Here is a 13,149-nt window from a genome sequence, read left to right on the forward strand (position 1 = left end):
GTCCTAGTCGGCGTCAGCATACGGAATGTGGCAATTCAGGCCCACGGAATTGTTCGAAGAACCAAAAAAAGCCCGGACAACGAGGTCCGGGCGGCGGTGTTTCTCGCAACGTGACGGGATCAGAAACACCCAAAGGTCACATGTGCCAGACGCATCGCAGAGCACCGGGGGGAAGCACTGCAACGCTTTACGGGGGTAACGCCAAGGAAGACTCAGGCGTACCGGTCTGGTACACGCGGGGCGCATCATGCCGCGTGAAACGTGCAACCGGAGCAATCCTGACAAAATTTGATAAATCCACGTCCTGCGCCTTGACGCGTCAGGTCGGATCGGCGTTTTCCAGCTCTTGCCGAATCGACTCGGTCAGCATGTCGATCAGCAAGCGAACGCGCTTGGGCACAAACCGCGCAGACGGCGTGACGAGATGGATCGGCTCTCCGCTGGTGGCGTAGTCGGGCAGCACGCGCACAAGGCGCGGCAACGGCGCATTGGCACGCGCCACAGCGCTCGCATACAGCGGCAACGGGCCGATGCCGGCGCCGGAAGCAATCAGCGTTTCCAGGTAGATGAGGCTGTCGGCGTTCAGGCGCGCACGCGTAGCAACGGTCTTCAGACCATCGGGGCCGACGAGGCGCCATTGCGTTTCACCACGGCCGGTGCCGCGAAAATCAAGGCAGCAGTGGTCTGCCAGCCCTTGCACGGTCTCCGGCGCGCCGCGACGCTGCAGATAATCGGGCGAGGCGAACAAGCCGATACGCAACACGCCAAGCGACCGCGCCACGAGCGAACTGTCTGCCAGCCGTCCGACGCGGACAGCGAGGTCGAAACCTTCCTGCACGAGATCGACATTGCGCGGCGTGAGCACCACGTCCAGATCGATCTCCGGGTACTGCTGCATGAAGCGCGCCGCCACCGGTGCGACCAATAGGCGGCCAACGTCTTCGGAGGATGTGATCCGCACTTTGCCGCGCGGCAAGTCCTGCAACTCGCCCGCGCAGGTCGTGGCGCGCTCGATGTCCTCCAGTGCGTGCGACGCCACCTGGTACAGGCTCTGGCCCGCATCCGTCAGATGTAGCGTGCGCGTGGTGCGTTGTAACAGCCGTACGTTCAAATCCTGTTCAAGCGCGGCAATGCCCCGGCTGACGGAAGATTTGGGCAAATCCAGCCGCGTCGCCGCTGCTGTGAAGCTCCCCGCCTCAACAACGCGCACAAACAGCGCCAGTTGGTTCAGATCCACGTGGTTTCCTCCTCCGATGGGTGTGCTTGCCGGCGCGCGTTCGCCATTGTCTCGCCGGGAGCAACATTTTTTCCCACAATAACCGTCTAGTGCATAAGGGGCAATCACCCTACATTTGGGGTATGACAAATCCCGAATTTCAGGAGAACCGCATGGAAACCCTCGTGCAACCGCAAGTGCAGCAAGTGCAACGTGGCCGCGGCGTGGAGCGCATCGTCACTGGGCGCGCCACCTCGGACGGCGCGGGCGTGAAGCTCACGCGCGTGCTGACGAACAACCTGCAACGCCGGCTCGATCCGTTCCTGATGCTGGACGCGTTTCGCAGCGATGATCCGAACGACTACCTTGCCGGCTTTCCCGATCACCCGCATCGCGGCTTCGAAACGGTGACGTACATGATCGCGGGCCGCATGCGCCACCGCGACAGCGCTGGCCATGAAGGCCTGCTGCAACACGGCGGCGTGCAGTGGATGACAGCCGGCAGCGGCGTCGTGCACTCCGAAATGCCGGAACAGGAAGATGGCGTCATGGAAGGCTTCCAGCTCTGGCTGAACCTGCCTGCCAGCGACAAGATGACGACGCCGTGGTACCGCGACATTCCGTCAAATGAGATTCCCGAGTTCACGACAGAAGACGGCGTGACCGTGCGCGTCATCGCCGGTGAATCGCGCGGCGTGCAGGGTGCAATGACACGCGAGGCGACGCAACCGCTGTATCTCGACATCACGCTGCCGGCAGGTGCGTCGTTTGCGCAGCCGTTGCCAACCGGGCACAACGCGTTCGTCTACGTGTTCCGCGGTAGCGCGCTGGTGGGCGATGCGCCGGCGCCGGGCAACGCCAGTCTGCAGCGCGTGGAAGACAAGCAGATGGCCATCCTGGCCAACACGGAAGGCAGCGATGGCGTGATCATTCGCGCGGACGATACTCAGGCCCGCGTCCTGGTGGTGGCGGGCAAGCCGCTGAATGAGTCGATTGCGCAGTACGGCCCGTTTGTGATGAACACGCAGGAGGAAATCTTCCAGGCCGTGCGTGACTTTCAGGCTGGCAAGTTTGCCTAAAGCGTCAACGCAGTCCTAAAGAAAAACCGCCGCTCGGTTTCACCAGAGCGGCGGTTCGTCCAACAGCGCGATCTGCTCGCGCAATTCCAAAACCCGGTCCTGCCAGTAGCGTTGCGTGTTGAACCACGGAAACGCAGCAGGAAACGCCGGATCATTCCAACGACGCGCCAGCCACGCGCTGTAGTGCAGCAAGCGCAGCGTGCGTAACGCTTCCACCAGATACAGCTCGCGCGTATCGAATTCGCAGAAATCTTCATAGCCGGCCAGCAGGCTGGCGAGCTGCGTTTGCATCGACGCGCGATCGCCCGAGAGCAGCATCCACAAGTCCTGCACTGCCGGACCCGTGCGGCTGTCGTCAAAGTCGACGAAGTGTGGGCCCGCGCTGCGCAAGGGGTCGCCTTGCCTGGCGTCACTCTCTTCGATCCAGAGGACGTTGGAGGCGTGGCAATCGCCATGCAGGCGCAGCAGCGAAACACTGCCCGCGCGCTCGTAGCAGCGGCGCACGCCGTCGAGCGCGGCATCAGCCACGCTGCGCCAGGCCGGCAGCAAATCAGGCGGGATGAAATCGTGTTCAAGCAGCCAGTCACGCGACTGCACGCCGAAGGTATCGATGTCGAGTGTGGGCCGAGTCATGAACGGCCGCTGCGCGCCCACGGCATGAATGCGGCCAAGGAAACGGCCCATCCATTCCAGCGTGTCATCACGATCAATGGCGGGCACGCGGCCGGCGCAGCGCGGGAAGACCGCGAAGTGCCAGCGCTCGAACGCGTGCAGTGTGTGGCCGTTGATTGCAAGCGGCGCGATCACCGGAATCTCGGCAGCCGCAAGTTCTGCCGTAAAGGCGTGTTCCTCGACGATCTGCGCGTCGCTCCAGCGGCCGGGGCGGTAGAACTTGACGACCACCGGCGCGCTGTCTTCCACGCCAACCTGGTAGACGCGGTTCTCGTAGCTGTTGAGCGCGAACATGCGGCCATCCGGCATCAGCCCGACCTGCGCCAGCGCATCGAGGATGCTGTCGGGCGTCAGGCCATCGTAGGGCGCTTCAGCTAATGCGGGCCGGCCGTCGTCTTGCATGAACGTCAGGCTTTACGGCCGCCGAGCAGCGCAGCGGCCTTGGCGAACAGGCCGTTGAACGGTTGCTTGGCCGATTGTGCCGTCTTCTGGGCGGGCTGCGCGGATTGCGTGTTCGACGAACGACGTTGACCGCCCTGCCCGTTGCCCTGGGCCTGGCCCTGCCGCTGGCCGCGTCCGCGCGGTTGGGCGCCACCGTTGCCGCTGCCACCGCCGTTGCCCGCACCGTTGCCCGCACCGTTGCCTGCATTATTTCCATTCCGCGGCTTCGGTGCAGCCTGACCGTCGCGCTGGCCTTGTGCCTGGCGCTGGCGGTTGCCGCCATTGCGACCCTGGCTCTGGCCTTGCGTTTGACCGTTGCCATTGCCGCTCGACTCACGACGCGGTTCGCGCGGCTCACGTGGCGCACGCGGTTCGCGCGATGCCGCATTGCCGCTGGCTTGGCGCGGCTGTTGGTTGCGAGCGCCGCCCTGGCGCGGGCCACGCGCGTTGTTGCGTCCGTTCGGAATCGGCTCCGCCGCGATGGTCGGGTCGGGCTCGAAACCTTCCAGCACGGTGCGCGGCAGTTCGCGCTTGATCAAGCGCTCGATGTCGCGCAGCAGGCCGTGTTCATCCACGCAGACCAGCGAGATCGCCTCGCCCTGCGCACCTGCGCGGCCCGTGCGGCCGATGCGGTGCACGTAGTCTTCCGGCACGTTCGGCAAGTCGAAGTTGACCACGTGCGGCAGTTGGTCGATGTCGATACCACGTGCGGCGATGTCGGTGGCAACCAGCACGCGCAGCGTTCCGGCCTTGAATTCCGACAGCGCACGCGTGCGCGCCGATTGGCTCTTGTTACCGTGGATCGCCAGCGACGAGATACCGTCACGCGTGAGCTGCTCGGCCAGGCGGTTGGCGCCGTGCTTGGTGCGCGTGAACACCAGCACCTGGTGCCAGTCGTTATCGCGCACGAGCTTGGCGAGCAGTTCGCGCTTGCGCTCGCGGTCTACCGGGTAGATGCGCTGCTCAACCGTCTCGGCCGTGGTGTTGCGGCGCGCGACTTCAATCAGCGCCGGCTTGTCGAGCAGGCGGTCGGCCAGTTCACGGATGTCGTCCGAGAACGTGGCCGAGAACAGCAGGTTCTGGCGCTTGGCCGGCAGGATATTGAGGATCTTGCGGATGTCGTGGATGAAACCCATGTCGAGCATGCGATCGGCTTCGTCCAGCACCAGCAGCTCGATATGCGACAGGTCGATGGTGCGTTGGCCCACATGGTCCAGCAGGCGGCCCGGCGTGGCCACCACGATATCGACACCGCGCTTGAGCGCATCGATCTGCGGGTTGATGCCAACGCCGCCGAACATCACCATCGACTTCAGCGGCAGGTATTTGCCATAGGCGCGCACGCTCTCTTCCACCTGCGCAGCGAGTTCACGCGTGGGGGTCAGCACCAGCGCGCGAATGGGGAAACGCATGCCTTGCGGCGTTTGCACCTTGTTCGGCTGCACGGCAGACAGGCGATGCAGCAGCGGCAGCGTGAAACCGGCGGTCTTGCCGGTGCCGGTCTGTGCACCGGCGAGCAGGTCACCGCCCTTGAGGATGGCGGGGATGGCCTGGCGTTGAATTGGGGTGGGTTCTGCGTAGCCGAGTTCGGCCACGGCACGTACCAGCTTGTCTGACAAGCCGAGTTCGGAAAACGACATGGAAAAAGAAAAACTGAACCGGCGTGTCCCGCGCATTCGTTCGTGCGCCAATCGTGGACAGAGCCTGGGTAGGTGACGGGGCGACTGGACCCCGGGGACTGCAAGAAGGGCGGTAGTTTAACAGGATGCAGGTTTACCCCACCGGCGCCCGCAACGCCGCCAGCAGCGCATTTACCACATCGCCCAATCGCTCGGCCTCGAATACCGCGCCATATATCGCCGGAAATGCGCCAGAAACGCCACTTCGGCGGGCGCCAAGCGCCCATCCTTGTGCCACATCAGGTAGACAGGTAGATGGCGGACGATGGGGAGAAAAGTGCGCAGCAGGGTCCCAGCCGAGCCGGTCGCGGATCAGGGCGGGATCCACCTCCGCACCCTTGCACAAAACGCCGCCGCATTCTTTGGTGGCCTCCAATCCCCCCTCAGCCAGCCGGCTGACCCCGCCGCCGGGGCGCTAACCGCCCTTCGGTATTCAAGATGTTTGCGCACACTCACTTCCCAGGCCACGTGTTTCATACGTTGGCTTGACAAGCTTCTCTCGCCTAGAGTGCGCGCTCGAATTGGGCGCTTGGCGTTTTCAAACGTCTGTTCCTAACATGCCCGGGCAACCCCATACACATGTTTGAATCGTACGTTCGAGCGCTGCAGTGCAGCAAATCGGGCGCGATATCAGACCTAAAAGAACGAGGTAGGAGACATGGGACGTCCTGGAGCAGGAGACACCAAGGGCCGCATTCTGGAAGCCACCGAACTGTTGTTCATCGAGTTCGGGTACGAGGCGATGTCGCTGCGGCAGATTACGGCGCGCGCCAAGGTCAACCTGGCAGCGGTCAACTATCACTTCGGCAGCAAGGAAGCGTTGATGCAGGCGGTGCTCGGGCGCCGGCTGGATCCGCTCAACACGCGCCGGCTGGCGCTGCTCACCGCATGTGAAGAGCGCTGGACCAAAGAGCAGCTCACTTGCGACCACGTGCTCGGCGCGCTGTTTGTGCCCGCACTGCAGATGGCACGCAACCCCGACACCGGCGGCCCCGCGTTCCTGCGGCTGATGGGCCGCGTGTACTCCGACACCTCGCCATTCGTGCAGAACTATCTGCTCGGCCATTACGCACCAGTGTTCGGCCGATTCTTCGAGGCGTTCTCGTGCGCGCTGCCGCACGTCCCGCGCGCTGAGCTCGGCTGGCGCCTGCACTTCTCGCTCAAGGCGCTCGCAGGCGTACTTGCCGGCGACGACCTCAACAACCTGCTGCCGATGTTCACGCAGGGCAAGCCGATGAACGACGCCGCACTGCTGGCGCGCCTGACCGCGCTGGTGGTGGCCACGCTCAACGCACCGCTGCCCGGCGAGGCCGGTGCGCTCGACCAAGTGGTCGAACTGGCCGAAGCCCAGGTGCCCACGCCCGTGGCCCAGGCCGACGATGCACCCAGCGGCAACGGCAGCGGCAACGGCAGCTCTGGTCGCCAGGCCGATCACGGCAACGGCCGCAGCCCCGAACGCAGCAGTACGCCCGCCACCGCCTCGCCGTTCTCGGGCGATCTGTTCGGCCGCACCCCCGTCGCACGCGCCAGTGCGGACGATGCCGTTGACGAGCACGACGATCATCACGACGACGAGGGTGACAACCCCGCGCCCGCCGCGCGCACCCGGGCCCTGGCCATCCGCCGCAGCAATGCAGCACGCGCGATCTTCCCGGCCAACCCGATGCGCCCCTGGCGCAGCCCCGGCGCCTGACAACCCAGACACGGCGCGTGCCTGCCATGCGCAGGCACGGGAGTCGCTCGAGTATTCAGCAAGCGCTGGATGCCCGGCACCTCGGGCCCATGAACGCATCGAATGGAGACCTTCATGACGACGATCTGGATCGTCCTGCTTTGCATCGGCGCGCTCGGGCTCGCCAGCATCGAAGCCTCGGCATTCGCCTGGCTGGTCGCGACCGCTGTGTGGCTGGCAGCCGGTACGTGGCTTGGCCTGGTAGGCCCGGTCATGACCACGGTTCTCGCCATCATGTTTGTGCTGCCAGCGCTGGTGCTCGCGCTCAAACCGCTGCGCCGTGCACTCATCACGCGCCCCGTGCTGGCAGTGTTCCGCAAGATCATGCCGGAGATGTCACAAACGGAGCGCGACGCCATTGAGGCGGGCACCGTATGGTGGGATGCCGAACTGTTTTCCGGCCGGCCCGACTGGTCACGCTTGCTCGCTTCGCCACAGCCGCGCCTGTCGCCGGAAGAACAGTCGTTTCTCGACGTCGAAACCGAAAAACTCTGCGACCTCGCCAATGATTGGGAGAGCACCCAGATCTGGCAAGACCTGTCGCCCGAGGCGTGGGCCTATGCCAAGCACGCTGGCTTCCTGGGCATGATCATTCCGAAGGAATACGGCGGCAAAGGCTTCTCGGCGTATGCGCATTCGCAGGTCATCATGAAGCTGTCAACGCGCTGCTCCGCCGCAGCCGTGTCGGTCATGGTGCCGAACTCGCTCGGCCCGGCAGAGCTGCTGCTGCACTACGGCACCGAGGCGCAGAAGAACCACTACCTGCCACGTCTGGCTCGCGGAGAAGAGATTCCCTGCTTTGCGCTGACCAACGCGTATGCCGGGTCGGACGCCGCCGCCATTCCCGACGTAGGTGTGGTCTGCCACGGCATGCACGAGGGCCGCGAGACGCTGGGCTTTCGCGTGACCTGGAGCAAGCGCTACATCACGCTTGGCCCCATTGCCACGGTGCTGGGCCTGGCCTTCCGCGCCGTCGATCCGGATGGCTTGCTTGGTAGCGATAAAGCGCCCGGCATCACCTGCGCACTCATCCCGACCAAGCACCCCGGCGTGAAAATCGGCCGCCGCCATTGGCCGCTGAACGCGGTGTTCCAGAATGGGCCGAACTCGGGCAAGGATGTGTTCATCCCTATCGACTGGGTGATCGGCGGGCAGGCGCAAGTGGGTCGTGGCTGGCGCATGCTGATGGAATGCCTGGCGGCGGGCCGCGCGATTTCGCTGCCGTCGTCCAACGTGGGGATGGCCAAGCTGGCCGTGCGCAGCACCGGCGCGTATGCCGCTGTGCGTCGCCAGTTCCGCACACCCATCGGCAAGTTCGAGGGCATTCAGGAGGCGCTGGGCCGCATGGGCGGCAATCTGTACATGATGGATGCGGCGCGGCGTTTGTCTGCGCTGGCCGTGGACCTGGGCGAGAAGCCTTCGGTCATCTCCGCCATTGCCAAGTACCACGTGACCGAACGCGCGCGCGACGTGGTCAACGATGCGATGGACATCGTGGGCGGCAAGGGCATCTGCATGGGGCCCAACAACTTCCTGGCGCGTGCGTATCAGCAGGTGCCGATCGCTATCACGGTGGAAGGCGCAAATATCATGACGCGCTGCCTGATCATCTTCGGGCAAGGCGTGATCCGGTGCCATCCGTATGTGCTGCGCGAGATGACAGCCGCGCAGGGCACTGATTCTCCCGAGACGCTGCGCGCGTTCGACACGGCGCTGTTCGGCCACGGCGCCTTCATCGCGGGCAACCTGGTGCGCGCATTCCTGCATGCGCTCTCGGGTGCGCGCGTGGCGCCGGCACCGCGCAATACCGCCCCCGAAATGCAGCGCTACTACCAGGCTGTCAATCGCTTTTCGACCGCGCTGGCGCTGCTGTCCGACGTATCGATGTTCACGCTGGGCGGCACACTCAAGCGCCGCGAGGGCATCACCGGCCGGCTGGGCGACATTCTTTCGCAGCTGTATTTGATTTCTTCCACGCTCAAGCGCTTTGAAGACGAAGGCCGCCCCGCAGAGGATGCGCCGCTGGTGCATTGGTCCGTACAGGACGCATTGGTCAAGGCGCATGACGCGCTCGACGGCGTGCTGGCAAATTTCCCGAACGCGGGCATCGCAGGGCTGCTGCGCGCACTGATCTTCCCGTTTGGATCCGCCGGGTCGGGATTCGGCAGACCGTCGGACGCACTGGCCGCGCAGGTGGCCGAGCTGATGCAGACGCCCGGCGCCGCGCGTGATCGCCTGCTGGCCGATTCTTACTGCCCGACGCCCGAAGTCGACCCCATTGCGTACGGCGAAGCAGCCTTGCGTCTGCAACCGGCGGTGGATGCGATCGAACAGCGCTTGAAACCCGCCATCCGCGAAGGCAAGCTGCCACCCGTGCCGCAGAGCCTGCCCGACTTTGAAGCGTGGACCGCGCAAGCCATCGCACAAAACCTCATCGACGAGACCGAACGCAAACAGCTCTGTGACTACGCGCGCTACGGGGAACACGCGGTCGCCGTGGACGACTTCCCGCCCGACTTCAATCTGATGGCCGACCTGCAACGCCGCAAGGATGCGCTCGATGCGCTGCAGGCCGCCGAGCGCCGCGCGGCGTAATCAGCGACAACCACAACGATGCAAGACAAATACCTCGATTTCGTCGGCTCCGGTTTCGGCAAGTGGCTGTCGGCCAACCTTGGCCTACCGCAGCCAGTGCCGCTGCGCCGTTACGTGCAAGGGGAGCCCGAATTTGTCGGGCCGTTCCTGGTGGGCTCGGCACCGGGGGGCTCCATGCGCGAAACGCTCGCCGCGCTGTTTACCGACATCGGTGTGCCGACGCGATTTCATGAAAGCGCTCCGGAGTGGCTCGGCGCCGCCAACCGGCACGGGCAGATCACAGGCCGCTTTGTCGCGCCCACCGGCACGGACGGCGAGGCGTTTGATCGCATCGGCGGCATCGTCTTCGATGCAACGGGCATTGCATCGGTCGACGGCCTCGATGCCCTGTACCACGTGTTCCACGACGGCGTGCGCGCCATTGGCCGGTGTGGCCGCGTCGTCGTCATCGGACGCCCGCCCGAAGGCTGCAAGACGCCTGAGGCAGCCATTGCGCAACGCGCGCTTGAAGGGCTGACGCGCTCACTGGGCAAGGAAGTCCGGCGTGGCTGCACCGCGCAGCTCGTCTATGTGGCCGAAGGTGCGGAGACTGTGGCCACGTCAACGCTGCGTTTTCTGCTGTCAGCGCGTTCGGCCTATGTGTCGGGGCAAGTGGTGCGTGTGCGTGCCGCAGCAGCGGTCTGCGTGGATTGGCAGAAGCCCCTGGCCGGGCGCACCGCACTGGTGACGGGCGCCTCGCGCGGTATCGGCGCGGCGATTGCGCATGTGCTGGCACGTGACGGCGCACGCGTGCTGTGCCTGGATGTGCCTGCCGCGCAGGAAGGGCTGAATGCCATCGCGCAAGAGATCGGCGGTGAAGCGTTGGCGTATGACATTGCGGCGCCGCAAACGCCCGCCCTGCTCGCGCAGCAACTCGCAGCGCTGGGCGGCATCGACGTCCTCGTGCACAACGCTGGCATCACGCGCGATAAAACCATCGCCCGCATGACCGGGCCCGCGTGGCGTAGCGTGCTCGACATCAACCTCACCGCGCAATTGCGCATCAACGATGCATTGCTCGCGGCCGATGCGCTGCATGCGGGCGGAGCCATCGTCTGCGTGTCGTCCATCAGCGGCATTGCGGGCAACCTGGGGCAGACCAACTATGCGACGTCCAAGGCGGGCGTGATCGGCCTCGTGCAAGCTGGCGCAGCGTTGCTGGCGGAGCGCGGCATCACCATCAACGCGGTTGCGCCAGGTTTTATCGAAACGCAGATGACTGCTGCCGTGCCGTTCGCCATTCGCGAAGCTGGTCGCCGCATGAACGCGATGAGCCAGGGCGGCCAGCCCGTCGACGTGGCCGAGACGATTGGCTGGTTTGCCAACCCCGCATCGAATGGCGTAACGGGCAACGTCGTGCGCGTATGCGGTCAAAGCCTGCTGGGGGCCTGACACGACCATGCGCGCACTGGCCCCGCCCGCTCCGATGATTGCGACCCAGACGCTGGTGACCGAGCCGCCATCGCCGGGAGCACTGGCGTGGCGCGCGCTGCTGTCGCAACGCAAGGGCAAGCGCGGCGGGCCGCTGCCGCGCCACACGCTCGTGCGCCAGGAAGTGCCACTGGACGCAGAACACATCGCGCATTACGCGGCGGTGTGCGGCTTCTCGCCCGCGCACGGCGTGCCGATAACGTATCCGCATCTGCTGGGCTTTCCGCTGCAGCTCATGCTGATGACGGAATCGGCGTTTCCGTATCCGGTGATCGGCCTGGTCCACCTGTGCAACACGATCGGCCAGCATCAGCGCTTGCAGGTGGGTGAGCGCGTGCGTGTGGAGGTGCGGCCGCGCCGGCTGTTCCACCATGCGCGGGGGCAGGCGTTCGGTATCGAAACCGCCATCATCAGGGCTGGCGCAGTGGTGTGGGAATCGCTGTCGACCTACCTGCGCGTGGGCGTACCGTCGCCGCAGGGTGCGCCGCTGATTACGCTGCCGGGCGCGCAAGACCTGTCGCCAGATGGCCGTTGGGATGCGCCCGCCGACACCGGCCGCCGCTATGCCCGCGTGTCGGGCGACTGGAACCCGATCCACGTCTCAAGCATCGGCGCGAAGCTGTTCGGCTTTGCGCACCCCATCGCACACGGCATGTGGACCAAGGCGCGTGCGCTGGCGACGCTGCTGCCGGCCGCACCGCTGACGCAAGGCGAAGTGGTTGCCGAGTTCAAGACGCCGCTGTCATTGCCGGGCGCGGCCACCCTGTGGCAATCCGAACAGGCAACACCGGGCCGCGCGTTTGAAGTGCGCAACGCCACCGGCGACAAACCCTATCTGCGCGGCATGCTGACGCTGCCGCGCGCACAACAAGAAAACCCGGGAGACTGAATTCATGCTCGCTAATGGACACATAAGCGCGCAGGTGCGCCGCGTCGCCATCCTCGGGGGCAATCGCATTCCGTTCGCCCGTTCGAACACGGCCTACGCCACGGCGTCGAACCAGCAGATGCTGACCGCCGCGCTGCAGGGTCTGATTGACCGCTTCAACCTGCACGGCCAGCGCCTGGATGAAGTCGTGGCTGGCGCGGTCATCAAGCACGCGCGCGATTTCAACCTGACGCGCGAGACGGTGCTCTCCACCTCGCTCGCCAAGCAGACGCCCGCATACGACATACAGCAAGCGTGCGGCACGGGGCTGGAAGCCGCCATCCTCGTCGCCAACAAGATCGCACTGGGGCAGATCGACGTGGGCGTTGCGGGCGGCACGGATACCACGTCCGATGCGCCCGTCGGCCTGAACGAAAAGATGCGCAAGATCCTGCTGGAGGCCAACCGTGCAAAATCCACCGGCGCGCGCATCAAGGCGCTGGCCGGGCTGCGGCCGTCGATGTTCGTGCGGCCGCTGCTGCCGCGCAACAGCGAGCCGCGCACGGGGCTCTCCATGGGCGAACACTGCGAGCTGATGGCCAAACGCTGGGGCATCCGCCGCGAAGACCAGGACGCCCTCTCCCTGCGCAGCCACCACAACCTCACGGCCGCCTACGAACGGGGTTTCTTCACCGATCTGATGACCGCCCACCTCGGGCTGGACCGCGACAACAACCTGCGCAGCAATCTCACCATCGAGCAACTCGCCAAGCTGCAACCGGTGTTCGACCGCAGCGCCGCCGGCACGCTCACCGCCGGCAACTCCACACCGCTGACCGATGGCGCCTCGTGTGTGCTGCTCGCCAGCGAAGACTGGGCGCGTGCGCACAACCTGCCCGTGCTCGCCTACATGACCTGCGCGGATACGGCTGCCGTCGATTTCTTCAGTGGCTCGCCCGAACAGAACGAAGGGCTGCTGATGGCGCCCGCCTATGCCGTCTCGCGCATGCTCCAGCGCGCGGGCCTCACGCTGCAGGACTTTGATTACTACGAGATCCACGAAGCGTTTGCCGCCCAGGTGCTGTGCACGCTGGCCGCATGGGAATCGCCCGAGTACTGCCGAGACAAGCTTGGCCGCAGCGCCCCCATGGGCAGCATCGACCGCAGCAAGCTCAACGTGAACGGCAGCTCGCTGGGCACCGGCCATCCGTTTGCCGCCACGGGCGGGCGCATCGTCGCCACGCTGGCCAAGATGCTGGCGCAGCGCGGCAGCGGGCGGGGCTTGGTGTCGATCTGTGCCGCCGGCGGACAAGGCGTGGTGGCCATCCTGGAGCGCCCTGAAGCGATGTCGCATTAACCCGTTCGGGCCACAACGGGAACGGCCCGCATCTGAAGAT

9 protein-coding genes are annotated in these 13,149 nt (G+C 65.4%); 6 read left to right on the forward strand and 3 right to left on the reverse strand.

Features of this window, described 5'->3' with window-relative positions; all coding sequences use genetic code 11:
* Positions 1 to 319 precede the first annotated feature (319 nt).
* Positions 320 to 1,237, reverse strand: coding sequence for a LysR family transcriptional regulator (locus tag PSUB009319_RS13130; protein WP_124382673.1), 918 nt, complete (start codon positions 1,235 to 1,237; stop codon positions 320 to 322).
* 152 nt (positions 1,238 to 1,389) lie between these two features.
* Here PSUB009319_RS13130 and PSUB009319_RS13135 point away from each other — a divergent pair, with 152 nt between their 5' ends.
* Positions 1,390 to 2,295, forward strand: coding sequence for a pirin family protein (locus PSUB009319_RS13135; protein WP_124382674.1), 906 nt, complete (start codon positions 1,390 to 1,392; stop codon positions 2,293 to 2,295).
* Between the two features lie 39 nt (positions 2,296 to 2,334).
* Here PSUB009319_RS13135 and PSUB009319_RS13140 read toward each other — a convergent pair whose 3' ends face one another.
* A complete protein-coding gene (locus PSUB009319_RS13140; RefSeq protein ID WP_124382675.1) occupies positions 2,335 to 3,369 on the reverse strand; it encodes a serine/threonine protein kinase in 1,035 nt (344 codons plus the stop codon).
* Positions 3,370 to 3,374: 5 nt separating this feature from the next.
* On the reverse strand, positions 3,375 to 5,048 hold the full coding sequence (locus PSUB009319_RS13145) for a DEAD/DEAH box helicase (protein WP_124382676.1): 1,674 nt from the start codon (positions 5,046 to 5,048) through the stop codon (positions 3,375 to 3,377).
* A 697-nt stretch (positions 5,049 to 5,745) separates the two neighbouring features.
* Here PSUB009319_RS13145 and PSUB009319_RS13150 point away from each other — a divergent pair.
* The 5 genes from PSUB009319_RS13150 to PSUB009319_RS13170 all read left to right on the forward strand — a co-directional run bounded on the left by PSUB009319_RS13150 (position 5,746) and on the right by PSUB009319_RS13170 (position 13,109).
* Positions 5,746 to 6,780, forward strand: coding sequence for a TetR/AcrR family transcriptional regulator (locus tag PSUB009319_RS13150; RefSeq protein ID WP_124382677.1), 1,035 nt, complete (start codon positions 5,746 to 5,748; stop codon positions 6,778 to 6,780).
* 114 nt (positions 6,781 to 6,894) lie between these two features.
* Positions 6,895 to 9,414, forward strand: a complete 2,520-nt coding sequence (locus PSUB009319_RS13155) for an acyl-CoA dehydrogenase (RefSeq protein WP_124382678.1) — start codon at positions 6,895 to 6,897, stop codon at positions 9,412 to 9,414.
* A gap of 18 nt (positions 9,415 to 9,432) precedes the next feature.
* Entirely contained in the window at positions 9,433 to 10,845 is a 1,413-nt protein-coding gene (locus tag PSUB009319_RS13160) for a 3-oxoacyl-ACP reductase (protein WP_124382679.1), read from the forward strand.
* A gap of 7 nt (positions 10,846 to 10,852) precedes the next feature.
* Entirely contained in the window at positions 10,853 to 11,773 is a 921-nt protein-coding gene (locus PSUB009319_RS13165) for a MaoC/PaaZ C-terminal domain-containing protein (RefSeq protein ID WP_124382680.1), read from the forward strand.
* Positions 11,774 to 11,777: 4 nt separating this feature from the next.
* Positions 11,778 to 13,109 (forward strand): acetyl-CoA C-acetyltransferase, encoded by a 1,332-nt coding sequence (locus tag PSUB009319_RS13170; RefSeq protein WP_124382681.1) that lies wholly within the window; start codon positions 11,778 to 11,780, stop codon positions 13,107 to 13,109.
* Positions 13,110 to 13,149: the final 40 nt, after the last annotated feature.

The organism is Ralstonia sp. SET104 (assembly GCF_003851545.1).
Classification (GTDB): Bacteria; Pseudomonadota; Gammaproteobacteria; order Burkholderiales; family Burkholderiaceae; genus Ralstonia.

What these genes read in the sequence shown, in the direction of transcription:
- PSUB009319_RS13140 (WP_124382675.1), bottom strand. Translation starts at nt 3,369, where the DNA reads ATGCAAGACGACGGCCGGCCCGCATTAGCTGAAGCGCCCTACGATGGC.
- PSUB009319_RS13150 (WP_124382677.1), top strand. Translation starts at nt 5,746, where the DNA reads ATGGGACGTCCTGGAGCAGGAGACACCAAGGGCCGCATTCTGGAAGCC.
- PSUB009319_RS13135 (WP_124382674.1), top strand. Translation starts at nt 1,390, where the DNA reads ATGGAAACCCTCGTGCAACCGCAAGTGCAGCAAGTGCAACGTGGCCGC.
- PSUB009319_RS13160 (WP_124382679.1), top strand. Translation starts at nt 9,433, where the DNA reads ATGCAAGACAAATACCTCGATTTCGTCGGCTCCGGTTTCGGCAAGTGG.
- PSUB009319_RS13170 (WP_124382681.1), top strand. Translation starts at nt 11,778, where the DNA reads ATGCTCGCTAATGGACACATAAGCGCGCAGGTGCGCCGCGTCGCCATC.
- PSUB009319_RS13165 (WP_124382680.1), top strand. Translation starts at nt 10,853, where the DNA reads ATGCGCGCACTGGCCCCGCCCGCTCCGATGATTGCGACCCAGACGCTG.
- PSUB009319_RS13145 (WP_124382676.1), bottom strand. Translation starts at nt 5,048, where the DNA reads ATGTCGTTTTCCGAACTCGGCTTGTCAGACAAGCTGGTACGTGCCGTG.
- PSUB009319_RS13155 (WP_124382678.1), top strand. Translation starts at nt 6,895, where the DNA reads ATGACGACGATCTGGATCGTCCTGCTTTGCATCGGCGCGCTCGGGCTC.